The following is a 16,096-nucleotide window of genomic DNA, read 5'->3' on the forward strand; positions in this document are numbered from 1 at the left end:
ATTTCGCTCTCCCAAGCGCCTTTGGCGGACCCCGTGACCGAGACCGTCGGGCTCTCCCAAGCCGTGCGGTCTCGGGCCTGTCTCAGCGAAAGCCGTGCCAATCAGGAAAATCACGTAACTTCAATGTGTTGGCGACTTTCGAGGGGCGCGAGCAGGCGGCAGAAAGGTTCTGTTAGCCATGTTTGCCCGGCAGATTTTTCCTAGCGGCGGCCCAATCGAAAGATTCCGTTAACCATTATTACCGTAGCGTTTGCGCATCAGAGGAGCGCATTGCGCTGGGGCATTCGTATCGCGTCATTGTCTGCCAGGAGGCTTCGCTCTTTCGACCCCTTTGAGAGATGAACGGGCGCGGCAACCATGGCAGAGAACGAGGAAGGCGGCGCAGCCGCCGAGGGCGCGGAAGCCGCTCCGCCGAAGAACAAGCTCAAGCTCATCATCATGGTCGTCGGCGTGCTCGCCGTGCTCGGCGGCGGTGCTGCGACCTGGTTCTTCTTCTTCCGTCATAGCGGCGATGAGCATCATGCCGAGGCCGCGCCGCCGCCGAAGCCGCCGGCCTTCGTCGACGTTCCCGACCTGATGGTCAACCTCGCCGGTTCGCCCGGCGAGCGCGTGCAATATCTGCGGTTGAAGATCGTGCTGGAGCTGAAGGAAGAGAAGCAGATCGAGGCGATCAAGCCGACGATGCCGCGCGTCACCGACATCTTCCAGACCTATGTGCGCGAGCTGCGCCCGTCCGACCTCAACGGTTCGGCCGGCATCTTCCGCCTCAAGGAGGAGCTGACCAAGCGCGTCAACGCGGCGGTCGCCCCGATCCAGGTCAGCGCCGTGCTGTTCAAGGAAGTCGTGGTCCAGTGAGCATGACGGACTAGGGATCATGGCGGGCAACGACCAAGTCGACCAGGATGCAATTGCCGCCCAGTGGGAGGCCTCGCTCGATAGCGAGGATCCCGCCGAGGCGGCAAAGGCTGCCGCCGAGAACGAGCTATCGGAGACGATGGCCCTGCAATGGGCCGCCATGGTCGAGGACGGCAGCCGCGATCTCGGCACCGGCAAGAATTCCGGCGAGCGGGTGTTGTCCCAGGAGGAGATCGACAATCTCCTCGGCTTCACCGTCGGTGACGTCACGCTCGACGACCATTCCGGCATTCGCGCGATCATCGATTCGGCGATGGTCTCCTACGAGCGCCTGCCGATGCTCGAAATCGTCTTCGACCGCCTGGTGCGGTTGATGACGACCTCCTTGCGCAATTTCACCTCTGACAACGTCGAAGTCTCGCTCGACCGGATCACCTCGGTGCGCTTCGGCGATTACATGAACTCGATCCCGCTGCCCGCCGTCCTCACCGTCTTCAAGGCCGAGGAGTGGGAAAACTTCGGCATGGCGACGGTCGATTCCAACCTGATCTATTCGATGATCGACGTGCTGCTCGGCGGCCGCCGCGGCACCAGCCAGCTGCGCATCGAGGGCCGGCCCTACACCACGATCGAGACCGAGCTGGTCAAGCGGCTGGTCGAGGTGGTGCTGGCCGACGCCGAGCAGGCGTTCCGGCCGCTGTCGCCGGTGACCTTCTCGATCGACCGGCTCGAGACCAATCCGCGTTTCGCCGCGATCAGCCGTCCCGCCAACGCCGCGATCCTGGTGCGCCTGCGCATCGACATGGAAGACCGCGGCGGCAACATCGAGCTGCTGCTGCCTTACGCGACCATCGAGCCGATCCGGGGCGTCCTGCTCCAGATGTTCATGGGCGAAAAGTTCGGCCGCGACCCGGTCTGGGAGGGCCACTTCGCCACCGAGATCGTGCAGGCCGAGATCGCCGTCGACGCCGTGCTCTACGAGGCCGACATTCCGCTCAAGCAGCTGATGCGGCTCAAGGTGGGCGACACGCTGCCGCTCGACATGCGCGCCGACGCCAACGTCACCGTGCGTTGCGGCGACGTCACGCTGACCGAGGGGCGGATGGGCCGGGTCGGCGACCGCGTCGCGATCCGTGTGACGAAACCCTTGCGCAAGCCAAGTACGACACTTGCGATGTTCGAGAAGGTGGACGAGCAGAACAAGATGATGGAGGCCCCATGAACCACTCCCTGGGAATGGCGATCGAGACGCTGGTGGCTATCCTGCTGATGCTGACGATCGTCTACTGCGTCACGCTCAACAAGCGCTTGAGGCGGCTGAAGGCGGACGAGCATTCGCTGAAGGCCGTCATCGCCGAGCTGATCACCGCGACCGAGATTGCCGAGCGCGCGATCGGTGGGCTGAAGCTCGCCGTGCGCGACGTCAACGAGAACCTCGGCAGCCAGCTCGCCGCCGCGACGCAGATGTCGGATCAGCTCTACAAGCAGCTCGGCGAGGCCGACAACGTGGTGCGGCGCCTGTCCAAGATCGCGATCGCCGCGCGTCCCGTCACCAATCCGGAGACGGTCGCCGCGCCCGCGGCCAAGCCGTCGTCCGCGAAGGCAGTGGCGGCGGCCGCCGAAGCCTTCTCCGAGCGCCGACGATCCAACGGCCTTGCCGCATGAAGCCTGGGTATGAAGTCCTTTCGTAACATCCGCGTCATTCCCGTCGTCCTGGTCGCCGTCGCCGGCCTCGCCACGCTGAAGGTGGCGGGCCTTGCGATCAACGGCGGCTATGTCTTCGACTACAAGCCGAACCAGGGCAAGAAATCCTGGGCGGAAGAGAACCTGAATTTCCCGACCGGCCGCGAGGATCCCGACATCACCGGCTCGACCCCTGCGCCGAAGGAAGCACCTAAGCCGGCAGCGCCCGAGACCAAGATGGAGGGTGGCACCGTCGTCAAGATCGACGAGGGGCAGCCGCAGGTCTCGGCCGCGGAGCGCGCGATCCTGGAACGGTTGCAGGCGCGGCGTCAGGAGATCGAGGCGCGCCAGCGCGAGATCGACATCCGCGAAAGCCTGCTCAAGTCGGCCGAGAAGCGCATCGAGACCAAGGTCGAGGAGATGAAGGCGGTGGAAACCCGCATCTCCGCGACCCAGGCCGAGCAAAAGGCCGCCGAAGCCCAGCGCATGAAGGGCCTCGTGACCATGTACGAGGGCATGAAGCCCAAGGATGCCGCGCGGGTGTTCGACCGGCTCGAAATGGGCGTGCTGATCGAGATCGCCTCGGCGATCGCGCCGCGCAAGATGTCGGACATCCTGGGCCTGATGTCATCGGAAGCCGCCGAGCGGCTGACCGTCGAGATGGCCCGCCGCGCCAATGGCGGCGGCGATCAGTCCGCCTCGGCCGGCGAATTGCCCAAGATCGACGGCAAGCCGACGCAAAAGCCGAATTGAGGGCTCGAGGAGAAGCGCGCTTTCAATCCGCGCGCTGTCGACTGAAGCCCAGAGAAATGCCTCGTGCGCCTAATTCGCGAAGGCCTGTTGCACCCTGCGAACAGGCGGGCGCAACTGCTGCTCCATCTGGGCGAGGATATTGACCTGCTGCTTGATCAGCGCCGCCTTTGAGACGCGGGTCACGAGCTGCAGGGTGCTGTGGCAACAGGCACATTCATATGTCTTCAGGGCATATCCTCTTGCAATCGGGACGATCGCGACGACCGCTCTTGCTCTGCTACACACAATGCAACCGGCTTCTCCGCTCATTGATTACCCCCAGAGCTAACCAATGCGATTTGCATCGCCGAGATTCACATCTGATTCAGAGTCGCGCGCGAACCGCAACGAGCCGAAGGTTGTGAGTGCGCGCGCTCAGCAACCCGTCAAGGTGGAAATCAGAATCCCGTGGCGGATGCAGCCGGGGCAGGCGGCATCCTCCGGGACTGCGATGACTTGACGCGCGCAGGTGTGAAGTGGCGTACAGTGGTGCTCAAGGCGCCGTCCTACGCTTCGGTCATTCGCAGTCGGCAGCGCAGGAGGAGGCCATGAACTACTCGTCCGCAGCAGAACGCGTCATCGAGGCCGTCAACCGGATGCTCATAGCGGCGATGACATCCGCATGGACATCCGCGCTAAGCCATCAGCATGCCGCGCCGCCGGATGGCGAGGCCGGCAACGATGATCAATCTTCTCTTGGCGAAGAGAGCTCCTCGGCGCCCGATGGCGCCGGGACGCAACACTGAAGAGCCCATTGGCTCGGGGCGTCACAAGATCAGATCGTGCAAGCCGTGGCCGTGAGCCGGACTTGGGCCATGAGGCGGATCAACATCGGGCGGAGATGGTTCAGGCGTGAACGCCAGTTCGAGCCCGTGGAATCCTCCAGCGTGGCCGGGATGACCGGCGAGGTCTAGATGATCCGGCACCACGCTGTGCTGTGAGCCCTGCGAAGCGTTATCCTTGAACTTGAACGACTCGCCGAGCTGCTGCGTCTCGCTTGCAAGCGAATGGTTGGCGCCTCCGCTCGACGACTTCAGAAGGCTCGGATTGAGCGTCGCCTCTGCCATTCCATCGTTGGCACGACCGTGGGCATGCGCCGCCTCGTCGGCGTTTCCTTGAGGCGAGGCGCCGTGATTCCCGGCATTGTTCCCCGGTGCAAGCCCGCGCCCGGCGTGCTGTTCGGCGGCATTCTGGTCAAAATTCAGCGCGGCGATGGCAATGTCAGGCATGTGGCCGCTTCCAGCAATCGCGCCACTTTTGGCCAGCAATGCTGTGTCGGGACCGGCCAGGTGGTCGAAGACAAAACTGGCCTCCGTCGGTGCGGCGACGTATTGCGACATCGTAGACGGTCCGCTGCCCGAAGGAGCTACCGCAACAATAGCGAGTGTTTCGGTCGAGGGCGTTTGCATCGGGTCCGAACTGGAGATGCTCGAATATTCAGTTTGTTCGATCTGGTCCGAAGGCGTATCCAGGTTGTGGAGCGGCTCGCTTGACTGGATGTCCGGACTCTCTGCGAGGAGCGTGCCGTCGCCGCTTCCGGAGTCGGACGAGATTTCGGAAGTGATCGTCATTAGCCCGGCCGCATCACTCTGCAGGGTTGCGGTGAGGTCGGTCAGCTCGCTGGCGACCGCCACTACAGGCGCCGCTGGCGCCAGGATGAAGTCCGAGGCATCGACGGTTGCAATCCCCTGCAAATGGATTTCGAGCAGACTGGAATCGCCGATGTGCAGGGTCTGGTCCGTTGAGTTGACGTACACGATGGTTTCGTTCGACGCGCTGTCATAGATCCAGGCGATCGTATGTGGCGGCACCGTCGTGTTGGTTGAGCTCAACGCCAGGATGGCAAACCCGAGCGCGCCAAAGGCGGTCAGGTCGATCCTGTCCGCTCCCGATGCGAAGTCGGTGATGGTGTCGAACTGACCGGCACGGGAATCGGCAACGAACAAATATGCGAAACGATCGTTGCCATTGCTGCCGGTGAGTTGGTCCGCACCAAATCCGCCGGTTATGGTATCGGCGCCGTTGTTGCCGTTTACCGTATCGTTTCCCGAGCCGCCGTAGATGGCATCATTGCCATCGTTGCCCTTGATCGTGTCATTGCCTGAGCCGCCATAGAGAACGTCCGTCTTGCCGGTCCCATTGACCGTATCACTGCCGGCTCCCGCATAGATGAGCTGACCTGTGTCGCCGCCGCCGGCGATGGTTTCGCTCCCCGGCGTTCCGTACACGTTCGGAGGATCGGAGATCACGACGGATCCGGTGGCCAGGTTGTCAAAATCGTTGGGGTCGGCATCGCTGGCGCCATGAATGGCGACGGTCACCGTCTGCGTGGTACCGTCGATCGCGGTCACCGTGAATGTGTCGGTCAGGGTGTCGCCGGAATCGAGAGCCTCAACCACGCTGTTGTTGTTGTCGAGGGTGTACGTCCATGCGCCGGCTGCGGTCATCGTGAAGGTGCCGTATCCGTCGTCGCTCGCGGTCGGTGAAGAGATCGCGGTGAACGTATTCGGCGCGTTGTCGACGTCGGTATCGGTCAGCGTGCCAGTCGCGATGGGAGCGCCGGGCGAGAAGGTTCCTGCCTCGGTCACTGAGCCGGTCGTGGTGCCGGAAATGAGGGCCGCGTCGTTGCTGCCGTGAATGGTGATCGTCACCACTTGTAGCGTGCCGTCGAGGGTCGTGACAGTAAAACTGTCGGTGAGTGTGTCCCCGACATTCAGCGCCTGCACCGCGCCGCTCGCATTGTCGAGCATGTAGGTCCACGCGCCGGCGGCGGTTAGCGTAAAGGTGCCATAACCATTCGTGCTTGCCTTGGGCGAACTCACCGCAGTGAAGGTATTGGACGCATTGTCGACGTCGGCGGCAAACAGCGTGCCGGTTGCGCTCGGGCTGCCCGGTGTCGCATTGGCAACGCCGCCGGCCTCGGTCACCGCACCGGTCGTGGTGCCGGAAACGATGGCGGCATCGTTGGTGCCATGGATGGTGACCGTCACCACTTGGGCGGTTCCATCCAGAGTGGTCACCGTGAACGTGTCGGTCAGCGTTTCGCCGGTATTGAGCGCCTGCACCGCAGCGTTGGCGTTGTCGAGCGTGTAGGTCCACACGCCGGCAGCCGTCATGGTGAAGGTGCCGTAGCCGGCGGCGCTCTGCGTCGGCGAGCCGACGGCCGTGAATGCATTTGCGATCGTGTCCACGTCGGTATCGGTGAGGGTGCCGGTCGCGATGGGCGTGCCGGGGTTAGCACTGGCGACGCCGCCAGCCTCGATGACGGCGCCGGTCGTGTCGCCGGAGATGACCGCTGCATCACTGGCTCCCTGGATGGTGATCGTCACCACCTGGGGCGTGCCTCCGATCGTGGTCACCGTGAAGCTGTCGGTTAGCGTTTGGCCGGCATTGAGCCTCTGCACTGCGAGGTTCGAATTGTCCACGGTGTAGGTCCACACGCCGGCAGCCGTCATCGTGAAGGTGCCATAGCCGCCGGTGCTCGTCGTTGGCGAACTCACGGCCGTGAACGTATTTGGTGGGTCGTCGACGTCGGTATCGGAAAGCGTGCCGGTCGCAATCGGCGTGCCGGGCGTTCCATTGGCAATGCCGCCAGCCTCGACGATCGAGCCAGTCGTGGTGCCGGAGATGATTGCAGCGTCGTCGACACCGTTGATGGTGACTGTGAACGTCTGACTCGCAGAACTGAGGCCGTCGGAAACCGTGATGACGAAACTGTCGGTCGTGGGCGCCTTCAGCGCGTTGATCGCGATGCTGTCAGGCACGAACGTGTAGGCGCCGCTCGTACTGTTGACGTAGAGCGTTCCGTACGGACCGGGCTTTGACAGGTCGTATGTCACTCCGCCGAGGACCGTCTCGCCGGCGGTCGCCCCTATGACGCCAAAGGTCAGCTTGGCGCTGCCGCTGGTGCTGCTGGCAGCGAAGATTCCGCTCGTCGCAGTGAACGTATCAAACACCACCGTATCGAGCTCGGTCGGCCCCGCTCCGGTGCTGAGTGTCGGCGGTATGGGGTCGAAAACGGGAATGGCGAATGGCGACACAGGCGCCAGCAAATTCTGCAGCGAGGGCGCGTCGGGCTGAATGAAATTGATCGGCTGCAGCGATTGGGTTTTGACGAAGGGAGGCGTGCTCGAGCCATGCGGCCCCTGTCCGTCCAGATTGGCGAGCACGTCCTGCTGTGCGGCGCGCAACTCGTCCATGCGAGCGGCCGAGTTCGCGACCTGATTGACACTGATGGTGGATCCCACTTTCTTGACGATGATCGTTTCGCCGGGATCATCGACGATGATGTGCCGTGGGATTGGCTCCTTGGTCACGAGCTCAAATGCGCCGTGCGCAAGGTCCTTGTAAGTGATGGAGTCGTCATCCAGGAATGTGACGTCCGGGTCCGCGGCCTCGGCATTTTCCGCAACCGAGAAAGTCAATGCTGCAAGCGTCAGCATTCCGAAACCGCCCGCGTGACTTCGGGCGCGAATGCCTGCAATTGGCGTATTCAGCTGGAGAGACCCGGTTTCTGCCAGCCGACCTGGTACGAAACTGAAGCTGCCTCGGGTCACGTCGAACAGGGCTGTAGGTGGCGTGCCTTCGACGTCGAAGACGAATTCGCTCAGCGCGAGGCGAGTGTCGCAGGAGATGTTGAAGAAAGTACCGTCGATAAAGCGAATCGTGATCTGTCCGTCGGCGTCAGTCTCTATCACGTCAGCCCGGTAGACAGGCGCGCCGGCTACGGCCTGTGTGGCGACGCCACTGGCTCGCGTGAGCGTACCGCGGCCGATCGCTGTATGAATATGGCCAATGATTTGGACTGGCAGGGCCGCGGCGGCCCTATTGCCAACCGGGACATCGGATGCAACCAACATGGCTCGACCTCGCCTGGGTGATCAATTCAGGCTCGGCGTGCTGCCATGGTCTTTCGGGGCGGCCCTCGCCAAGGGACAAATGTCCTGGGCGCCGGCAGCCGAAGGCTTGCCCGCCGAAATCATCAAGTCTGGTCCAGAGAGACGCATGGCGCGGGGACGGCGGCGCGTAATGCCATTCCCGGCGCGTATCCCTCCCGCTAAAGTGATTAAATTGACAAACGAGAGCTTATTTAATTTGTGGCGCTTCCGTAGCGTTACGGTAAATTAGGACGATTAAAATTATTAAACAAGAAGTTTATTTATTGCGACCGCGCTTCGCGGTTCAAGAGCGGTTCAAGAAATGAGCCGCCGCTAGTCGATAGGATCTTCTCGGAAAGGGCGGATCATGTGCAGACCTACGACAGCCGCTTTGGCGACCGGCTTGGTCTTGGCGCTAGCCAATTTCTCGCCGAGTGCGGCTCAAGCGCAAGTCGATTCCACCGGGCCCGCCGTCGCCAGCTCGTCTTCCAAACCGATCGGGAAGGTGGCGACGGCCACAGGCTCCGTCACGATCGAACATGCGGGCGCAGTGATCGTTCAAGCGAATGTCTCAAGTGAGCCCGGCCAGGCCAAGAGGGGTGATCCCGTATATCTTGGTGACGTGGTGCTGACCGGAGACGACGGCCGGGTCGGAATAAATCTTAGCGACGGCAGCTCGTTCAATTTATCGAGCAACGCCCGTATGGTGCTGGATCACTATGTGTATGAGCCGGCCGGCAAGTCCAACGCGACCCTGTTCAGTCTTGCCAAGGGAACGTTCACTTTTGTTGCGGGCAATGTTGCGAAGACCGGCGATATGAAGGTCGATACGCCCGTTGCCACGTTGGGGATCCGAGGTACGACGCCGCACATCGAGATTTCTGATGACGGGTCAGCCAAATTTTCGACGCTGATCGAAGAGGGCAAAAGCAAGGTCCTGAAGAAGCCGCCGGCCGGCGCGGCGCCGGAGCCCGATCGAAGCGCCAATCGCAGGCTCATTATCTGTCGGGGATGCTGAGAAGTTTGCTCGGCCGAAGCCGCCGTGATGCCGGCGCAGCGTCCGGCCCGGCAGAGAGACGCAACATGAGTGCTTCGTTTCGCTCGCGGAGTTCGGCGCTTGGTGTGAAAATCGCACGGGCCAGTGTCATCAGGGCAGGGATGCTCATTCTGATCGTTGGACTCTCCGGTTCGTCAGGCTTGGCGCAGACGTCGAAGAAGAGCAGCTCACTCAAGAATATCGAGCTATGTAACGGGTCAGATCGGGTCTCGCCCGAAGCTCGCATCGAGGCCTGCACGGCCTTTATCGATGCGGGCGAGGGGAGCACAAATGGCTTTGCCGTCGCCCACAACAACAGGGGCAATGCCCATAGCGCCAAAGCCGACTACGAAGGCGCGATCAAGGATTTCGTCGCAGCGACCCGGCATAACCCGAATTATGCGAAGGCCTTCAACAACCTCGGAGTGGCCTATCTGAGGACGGGCTCGCACGACCTTGCCCTTGGCGCTTTTCAGGAGGCGCTGAAGCTCAACCCCAACTATGCCACTGCCTTTGCCAACCGTGCGGCAGCGTTCTTGAAGAGGAATGCGTACGACCGTGCAGCGCAGGACTATGACGAAGCAATTCGCCTTGACCCGAAGCTGGAGGCGGCCTGGAGCGGACGCTGTTGGGCCCGGGCCATCCTCGGCGCCTTGCAGGCCGCGATGGAGGATTGCGAGATGGTGCTTCGATCGGGAGCAGGTAACGCCGCGACATACGATTCGCGAGCCCTGATAAATCTGAAAATGGGACAACTCTCCGCGGCTATCGACGACTACAACGCGGCGCTGCGGTACGCCCCCAAGCTGGCGAGCGCGCTGTACGGTCGCGGGGTCGCCAGATTCAAGCTCGGCGACACAGACGGCGGCAATAGCGATATCTCGGCGGCCAGAAGGATCGAGGCCCGAATCGCCGAAGATTTTGTCCGCTATGGGGTGCCGCAAAGGGACTGACAGGCCGCGACATCGTGCAGCCGTTAACAACTGCTTAACCGCCTGCGTCTCAAATTCAAACTCGCGGAACGGCCCCCGCTCCATCCGGCACGGCATGCTGTTCCCGCAAATCAAGACATAGCATTAACAAGTCCTTAATTGGCCAGACCTACAGTCGACGGCACGGGCCGGCGCCAGTGCCGGCATGCCCGCCGAACCGGAAGAAATGCCGCCAATGGCGCGAGAGGCTGCCGCTGGATTTGTGTCGCGAGCCCGCGCATCGGCGCGGAGCTTGTCGCGTCACGCCCGCGCCGCGGCCTTGCTGGCGGCCTGTCTCCTGCTTGGCCTTGCGGCGCCCGGCCGGGCGGCCGATCCGATCAGGGGCGAGGCGACGTTTTCAGCCGGTGGCGGCTTTGCCCGTCTCGTCATCAAGCTCGGCGAGGACGTTCCCTCCGAGGTGACGACCGCGGGCTCAATCCTCGTCATCCGCTTCGACCGGCCCGTCGATGTGCCCGTCGAGCGCATTCCAGAAGGCGCGCCCGATTACGTCAATTCCGCCCGCCGCGACCCTGACGGCGGCGCCATCCGCCTGTCGCTGGCGCGGCGCGTCACCGTGAACACCATGAACGCCGGCGAGCGCACCTTCATCGACCTGCTGCCCGAGGGTTGGAAGGGGCCGCCGCCGAGCCTGCCCATGGACGTGGTCAAGGAGCTTGCCGAGCGGGCACGCGCGGCCGAGCGTGCGCTGCGCGCCCAGCGTGCCGCCGCGGAGTCCAGGAAGCGTCCGCCGATCCGCGTGCGCGCCTCGGTGCAGCCGACCTTCGTGCGCTTCGTGTTCGAGATGCCCGACGGGGTCGGCGTCTCCTCCGTGCTCAACGAGCAGAAGCTGACGCTCGTCTTCAACGCCAATCTCAATTTCGACCTGGCGGACGCGGTTCTCGCCGCGCCGCCGAACGTCGCCTCGATCAAGCAGAAGTCCGATATCGACAAGACCAATGTCGAGATCGCGCTGATCGGCGATGCCGACGTGCATTCGTTCCGCGACGAGAAGAACTACGTCGTCGACGTCTCCTTCCAGCCCGACAAGGGGAAGTTGGCGGCAACGCCCGAGGCGACGATCGCGCAGATGAAGCCGGTCGGTCGCGGGCCGGCGGCTGCCGCTGCCGCTGCACCTGCACCGGAAAAGCCCGCCGCCGAGAAGAAGGACGCCCATCGCGAGATCGCGCCGCCGACCTCCGAGACGATCGCGCGCGAGGCCAGGATCGACATCAAGCCCGAGGTGAAGGTGGAAGCGCCCGCCGCGCTGCCGCCCGCCGAAGCGCCGAAACCGGCAGCCTCTCCCGCGGCCGAAGCGGCCCAACCGCCCAAGGAAGCTGCGAAGCCGGCGGCTGCGCCTGCGCCCGTCGAAGCGCCCAGGGAGGTCGCGAAGGAACCGGTCAAGGATGCCGCCAAGGATGCCGCCAAGGACGCCGTCAAGGCTGCGCCGGCCGAGGTGCCGGTCGCGCCCGCGATTGCCAGCGTCGATGCGCGCCGCGACAGCGACGGCTTGCGCGTGACGTTCCCGTTTCAGGTCGCAACGCCGGCGGCGGCGTTCCGCCGCGGCGACACCGTGTGGCTGGTGTTCGATACGCCGAAGCCCGTCGATGTCGAGGCGATCCGCACCAAGGGCGGCGCGATGATCGGCGAGGTCGGCCGCGTCCCGCTCGACAAGGCGCAGGCGGTGCGCATCCGTCTCACCCGTCCCCTGGTCTATTCGCTGACGAGCGAGGAGGTCGGCAAGGAGACCAACTGGATGTTGACGCTCGCCGACAAGATCCAGGCGACGCCGCTGCCGCTGATGATGTCGCGCAACATCACCGATCCCGCGCTCGCCAATATCGCGATCCCCTTCGCCAATCCGGGCCAGCTGCACAAGCTCACCGATCCCGATGCCGGCGACACGCTCTATGTCGTCACCGCGCTGCGGCCGGTGCGCGGCTTCATCAAGCGGCAGGACCTCGTCGATCTCTCGCTGCTGGAATCCGCGCACGGCATCGCGATCCGGCCGAACTCCGACGAGATCGGCGTCGAGGTCGGCTCCGACAAGGTCATTCTCGGCAAGAAGGGCGGCTTGACCCTGTCGCCGGTCGACATCTCGGCCGAGCGGGCGCCGACCGCCGTGCGCCCGATCTTCAGTCCCGAAGGCTGGCGCAAGGGCCAGTCGGAAAACTTCATGGCGCGCCAGGGCGAACTGATGACGGCGATCTCGGCGGTCGAGCCGGCGCTGCGTTCGCTGCCGCGGCTCGATCTTGCGCAATTCTACATGTCGCGCGCCATGTATCACGAGGCCAAGGCCGTGACCGACGTGATGCTGAGCGATCCGCTCATCAAGGAGGAGAGCGGCGCGCTGATCATGCATGCGATCGCCAACATCCTGATCGGCCGGCCGGCGCAGGGCCTGAAGGATCTCGCCAATCCTGTGATCGGCAACAGCCACGATGCCCAGCTTTGGAAGGCGCTCGCTTATGCGCGCCAAGGCAAATGGGCCGATGCACGCGAGAAGTTCAAGAACGTCGAATTTGCGATCGCCTCGCTGCCGCTCGACATCCAGCGCATCGTGACGATGGACGCGATGCGCGCATCCCTCGAGGTGAAGGACTATGCCGGCGCCTCCAAGCGCCGCAGCGAGATCGAGGTGGTCGGCGTTCCGCCCGAGGCCGCGCCAGGCTTCGCCGTGCTGCGCGGCCGGCTCGCCGAGGCGCTCGGCCACGACAAGGATGCCCTCGACGATTACAAGCTCGCGGTCGCCTCGAATGACCGTCCGGCTGCGGCCGAGGCCAAGCAGCTCGAGATCGCGCTGCGTCAGAAGCGCGACGAGATCGGCAAGGAAGAGGCGCTGCGCGAGCTCGAGACGCTGTCGATGACCTGGCGCGGCGATGCGATCGAGGTCAAGACGCTGCAGATGCTGTCGCGCCTCTATGCCGAGAACGGGCGCTACCGCGATGCGCTCACCGCCGCGCGCACCGCGACGCGGCTGCAGCCGAACGCCGAAGCCTCGCGTCAGGCGCAGGATCTCGCCTCCGAGCTGTTCACGCAGCTCTTCCTCGGGCCGAAGGGCGACGAGCTGCCGCCGGTCGAGGCGCTCGGGATGTTCTACGAGTTCCGCGAGCTGACGCCGATCGGCCGCCGCGGCGACGAGCTGATCCGCCGTCTCGCCGACCGTCTCGCCTCGATCGATCTGCTCGATCAGGCCGCCGAGCTCCTGCAATACCAGATCGATCATCGCCTCGAAGGCGCCGCGCGCGCCCAGGTCGCCGCGCGCCTCGCCATGATCTATCTCGCCAACCGCAAGCCCGACTTGGCCATCACCGCGCTGCGCGCGAGCCGCATCAGCGATCTCTCCGGGGAGCTCCGGCAGCAGCGCCTGCTGCTGGAGGCGCGTGCGCAGAGCGACGTCGGCCGTCACGATCTTGCGCTCGACATCGTCTCCAACGTCGCCGGGCGGGAAGTGCTCCGCCTGCGTTCCGACATCTTCTGGGCGGCGCGGCGCTGGCGCGAATCCGCCGAGCAGATCGAGCTCTATTACGGAGACCGCTTCCGCGACTTCAAGCCGCTCAATGCGGTCGAGAAGAGCGACATCATCCGCGCCGCCGTCGGCTACGCCCTCGCCGACGACTCGATCGGCCTGTCGCGCTTCCGCGAGAAATACGCCCCGCTGATGAGCGAGAGCGCCGACCGTCTCGCCTTCGACATTGCGAGCAAGCCGGCCGCAGCCTCCAGCGCCGAATTCGCCGAGATCGCCAAGCTCGCTGCCAGCGTCGACACGCTCGACGGCTTCCTGCGCGAGATGAAGCAGCGCTTCCCCGACGCCACCGCCCGCGCGCCCGGCGCGCCGCAGGCCAAAGATACGAGCGACCACACCGGCTCGCTGCCCACGATCCCGGTCGTGCGGCAGATCAAGATGACGCGGTAGAGCTCGGTGCCGCGCGAAGCGCGGCCCGTGACCGCGCCACAAACTCGTCATTGCGAGCGCAGCGAAGCAATCCAGACTCTTTCCGCGGCGGCAGTCTGGATTGCTTCGTCGCAAGGGCTCCTCGCAATGACGAGGAGGGAGCGGGGGCTGCCGCTGAGAGCGGAAAGGACGCAGCAGCGAACGAAGCCTTACCCCCCGTAACTCTGCACCAGGCTCCCCGCCACCAGCGACCAGCCGTCGACCAGCACGAAGAAGATCAGCTTGAACGGCAGCGAGATCGTCGCCGGCGGCAGCATCATCATGCCCATCGACATCAGCACGGAGGCGACGACGAGGTCAATGATCAGGAACGGCAGGAATAACAGGAAGCCGATCTCGAAGGCGCGCTTCAGCTCGGAGATCATGAAGGCGGGGACGAGAATGCGTAAGGCGAGATCGTCGGGCGTGGCCGGCGGCGGCTCGCCGGAGAGGTCCAGGAACAGCTTCAGGTCCTTTTCGCGCACGTTCTTCTGCATGAAGCCGCGCAGCGGCACGGAGGCGCGCTGGAACGCGTCCTCGACGCCGATCTGGTTGGCGACGAGCGGGCGGATGCCCTCGTCGTAGGATTTCTGCAGCACCGGGCCCATCACGAAGAAGGTGAGGAACATCGCGAGCGCGATGATCACCGAGTTCGGCGGGGCGGTCGCAGTGCCCATCGCGGTGCGCAGCAGCGACAGCACCACCACGATGCGGGTGAACGACGTCATCATGATCAGGATCGACGGGGCGATCGAGAGCACCGTGAGCAGCGCGATCAGCTGGATCGCGCGCTCGGTGACGCCGCCGCCACCGGCGCCGCCGCCGAGATTGATGCTGATGTCCTGGGCATGCGACGGCATTGCGAGCGAAGCCGCGCCGACCAGGACAGAAAGGAAAAGAACTCTACGCGGGAGGGCCGGCAACCTCACGAAGACGGCTTCGGACGGCCGAGCAGGGAGGCCATCTCGTCTTCGAGATTTTCAAAGCTGGTTTTTTCCGCGGCCGGCTTCGCCGGCGCGGCGGGCGGTGCCGGCGGCTCGCTGCGGGCGGCGCGCGCCGGAGCGGGCGGCGGCTCCGGCGCAACCGGAGGCGCGACCGTTTCGCCGGCCGGGCGGCGCAGGGCAGCCTCGAGCCGCTGCGCCATTTCGGCGAGATTCTGCTCGGCGCTCGAGGGCGCGGCAGCCGCTGCCGGCGGCGGAACGGGCGCAGCCTGCGGCACGGGCGGAGGAGGAGGAGGTGGTGCAGCGGCGCGCTCGGCCCGCACCGGCGGCATCTTCATCGGCTCACTGCCGCGCGGCGGACGCGGCATCAGCGGCGGCTCGCCGCGGGCGATGCGCGGCGGCAGCGGCTCGGGCCGCGGTTCGCGCTCGGGACGTGGCGCGATCGGCTCCGGCGTAAAGCCGCCCAGAGCCGGCTCGCTGCGGCGTTCGGCCAGTGCAGGCGCAGGCCGGCGCACCTCGTCGGCGAAGGATGGCCGCGCGGGCCGCGGCGGCGGCTCGGGCATTTGCGGCTCGGGATGATCGAGCAGCTCGGGCCGCGGCGCTTCGTCGGACCAGCCGCCGGCATCGGGCATGGGGGCAAGGCGCGGCGGTTCGGCGGCACTCGGACGTTGCGGGATCTGGTCGCGGCTGGGCGCGGCGCGAACGATGTTGGGCTCGACGACGATGTCGGTCGGGCCGCCGATCATCAGCAGATGCTCGACATTGTCGCGCCGGACCAGGACCAGCCGGCGCCGGCCATCGACCGCAGCGGCGTCGATCACGGCGAGGCGGGGCATCCGGCCGCGCTGAGTGTTGGCGCCGATGCGGCTACCGGCGAATCGGCGAACCAGCCATGCAGCGACGCCGATCAACGCCAGAACGACGATGAACGCGACGATGAAGGTGATAGGGCTGCCTTGCATACTTGTCCCCGACAAATGGCGCTTTTTTCGTGCCCATGGTCAGTCGAA

At 64.7% G+C, this 16,096-nt stretch carries 11 protein-coding genes; 8 read left to right on the top strand and 3 right to left on the bottom strand.

Annotation, left to right across the window (positions count from 1 at the left end):
- Positions 1 to 357 precede the first annotated feature (357 nt).
- From fliL to I6F21_RS15485, 5 genes are all read left to right on the top strand, one after another.
- Positions 358 to 855 carry a flagellar basal body-associated protein FliL gene (gene fliL / locus I6F21_RS15465; protein WP_225183314.1) on the top strand — a complete coding sequence of 166 codons (498 nt, stop codon included), beginning with the start codon at positions 358 to 360 and terminating at the stop codon, positions 853 to 855.
- A 19-nt stretch (positions 856 to 874) separates the two neighbouring features.
- Positions 875 to 2,077, top strand: coding sequence for a flagellar motor switch protein FliM (gene fliM, locus I6F21_RS15470; protein WP_036027916.1), 1,203 nt, complete (start codon positions 875 to 877; stop codon positions 2,075 to 2,077).
- A complete protein-coding gene (locus I6F21_RS15475) occupies positions 2,074 to 2,520 on the top strand; it encodes a DUF6468 domain-containing protein (protein ID WP_057030304.1) in 447 nt (148 codons plus the stop codon). The genes fliM and I6F21_RS15475 overlap by 4 nt, the downstream gene beginning before the upstream one ends.
- A 9-nt stretch (positions 2,521 to 2,529) precedes the next feature.
- Complete coding sequence (locus I6F21_RS15480) at positions 2,530 to 3,291, top strand: flagellar protein FlbB (protein WP_036013086.1); 762 nt, start codon at positions 2,530 to 2,532, stop codon at positions 3,289 to 3,291.
- A 587-nt stretch (positions 3,292 to 3,878) separates the two neighbouring features.
- Entirely contained in the window at positions 3,879 to 4,076 is a 198-nt protein-coding gene (locus I6F21_RS15485; RefSeq protein ID WP_074448248.1) for a hypothetical protein, read from the top strand.
- Positions 4,077 to 4,097: 21 nt separating this feature from the next.
- On the opposite strand, the gene I6F21_RS15490 is transcribed toward I6F21_RS15485, so the two are convergent.
- A complete protein-coding gene (locus I6F21_RS15490; protein WP_225183315.1) occupies positions 4,098 to 8,189 on the bottom strand; it encodes a VCBS domain-containing protein in 4,092 nt (1,363 codons plus the stop codon).
- A 409-nt stretch (positions 8,190 to 8,598) separates the two neighbouring features.
- On the opposite strand from I6F21_RS15490, the gene I6F21_RS15495 reads away from it, so the two are divergent.
- The 3 genes from I6F21_RS15495 (at position 8,599) to I6F21_RS15505 (ending at position 14,127) form a co-directional block, all read left to right on the top strand.
- A complete protein-coding gene (locus tag I6F21_RS15495) occupies positions 8,599 to 9,225 on the top strand; it encodes a FecR family protein (protein WP_306469098.1) in 627 nt (208 codons plus the stop codon).
- Between the two features lie 65 nt (positions 9,226 to 9,290).
- Positions 9,291 to 10,196 (top strand): tetratricopeptide repeat protein, encoded by a 906-nt coding sequence (locus tag I6F21_RS15500; RefSeq protein ID WP_192893148.1) that lies wholly within the window; start codon positions 9,291 to 9,293, stop codon positions 10,194 to 10,196.
- 214 nt (positions 10,197 to 10,410) lie between these two features.
- Positions 10,411 to 14,127, top strand: a complete 3,717-nt coding sequence (locus tag I6F21_RS15505) for a tetratricopeptide repeat protein (RefSeq protein WP_225183316.1) — start codon at positions 10,411 to 10,413, stop codon at positions 14,125 to 14,127.
- Positions 14,128 to 14,315: 188 nt separating this feature from the next.
- Here the strand turns inward: I6F21_RS15505 and fliP are convergent, their stop codons facing one another.
- Both fliP and I6F21_RS15515 read right to left on the bottom strand, forming a co-directional pair.
- Positions 14,316 to 15,074, bottom strand: a complete 759-nt coding sequence (gene fliP, locus I6F21_RS15510; protein WP_036013079.1) for a flagellar type III secretion system pore protein FliP — start codon at positions 15,072 to 15,074, stop codon at positions 14,316 to 14,318.
- Positions 15,071 to 16,048, bottom strand: a complete 978-nt coding sequence (locus tag I6F21_RS15515) for a flagellar biosynthetic protein FliO (RefSeq protein ID WP_225183317.1) — start codon at positions 16,046 to 16,048, stop codon at positions 15,071 to 15,073. Before I6F21_RS15515 ends, fliP begins: the two co-directional genes overlap by 4 nt.
- Positions 16,049 to 16,096 lie beyond the last annotated feature (48 nt).

This window comes from Bradyrhizobium sp. NBAIM03, from assembly GCF_020194055.1.
GTDB lineage: Bacteria > Pseudomonadota > Alphaproteobacteria > Rhizobiales > Xanthobacteraceae > Bradyrhizobium > Bradyrhizobium yuanmingense.

Excerpts from the sequence above, each read along its gene's own strand:
- I6F21_RS15480 (WP_036013086.1), top strand. The coding sequence starts at position 2,530 with ATGAAGTCCTTTCGTAACATCCGCGTCATTCCCGTCGTCCTGGTCGCC.
- I6F21_RS15475 (WP_057030304.1), top strand. The coding sequence starts at position 2,074 with ATGAACCACTCCCTGGGAATGGCGATCGAGACGCTGGTGGCTATCCTG.
- I6F21_RS15505 (WP_225183316.1), top strand. The coding sequence starts at position 10,411 with ATGGCGCGAGAGGCTGCCGCTGGATTTGTGTCGCGAGCCCGCGCATCG.
- I6F21_RS15485 (WP_074448248.1), top strand. The coding sequence starts at position 3,879 with ATGAACTACTCGTCCGCAGCAGAACGCGTCATCGAGGCCGTCAACCGG.
- fliM (WP_036027916.1), top strand. The coding sequence starts at position 875 with ATGGCGGGCAACGACCAAGTCGACCAGGATGCAATTGCCGCCCAGTGG.
- I6F21_RS15490 (WP_225183315.1), bottom strand. The coding sequence starts at position 8,189 with ATGTTGGTTGCATCCGATGTCCCGGTTGGCAATAGGGCCGCCGCGGCC.
- I6F21_RS15500 (WP_192893148.1), top strand. The coding sequence starts at position 9,291 with ATGAGTGCTTCGTTTCGCTCGCGGAGTTCGGCGCTTGGTGTGAAAATC.
- I6F21_RS15515 (WP_225183317.1), bottom strand. The coding sequence starts at position 16,048 with ATGCAAGGCAGCCCTATCACCTTCATCGTCGCGTTCATCGTCGTTCTG.
- fliL (WP_225183314.1), top strand. The coding sequence starts at position 358 with ATGGCAGAGAACGAGGAAGGCGGCGCAGCCGCCGAGGGCGCGGAAGCC.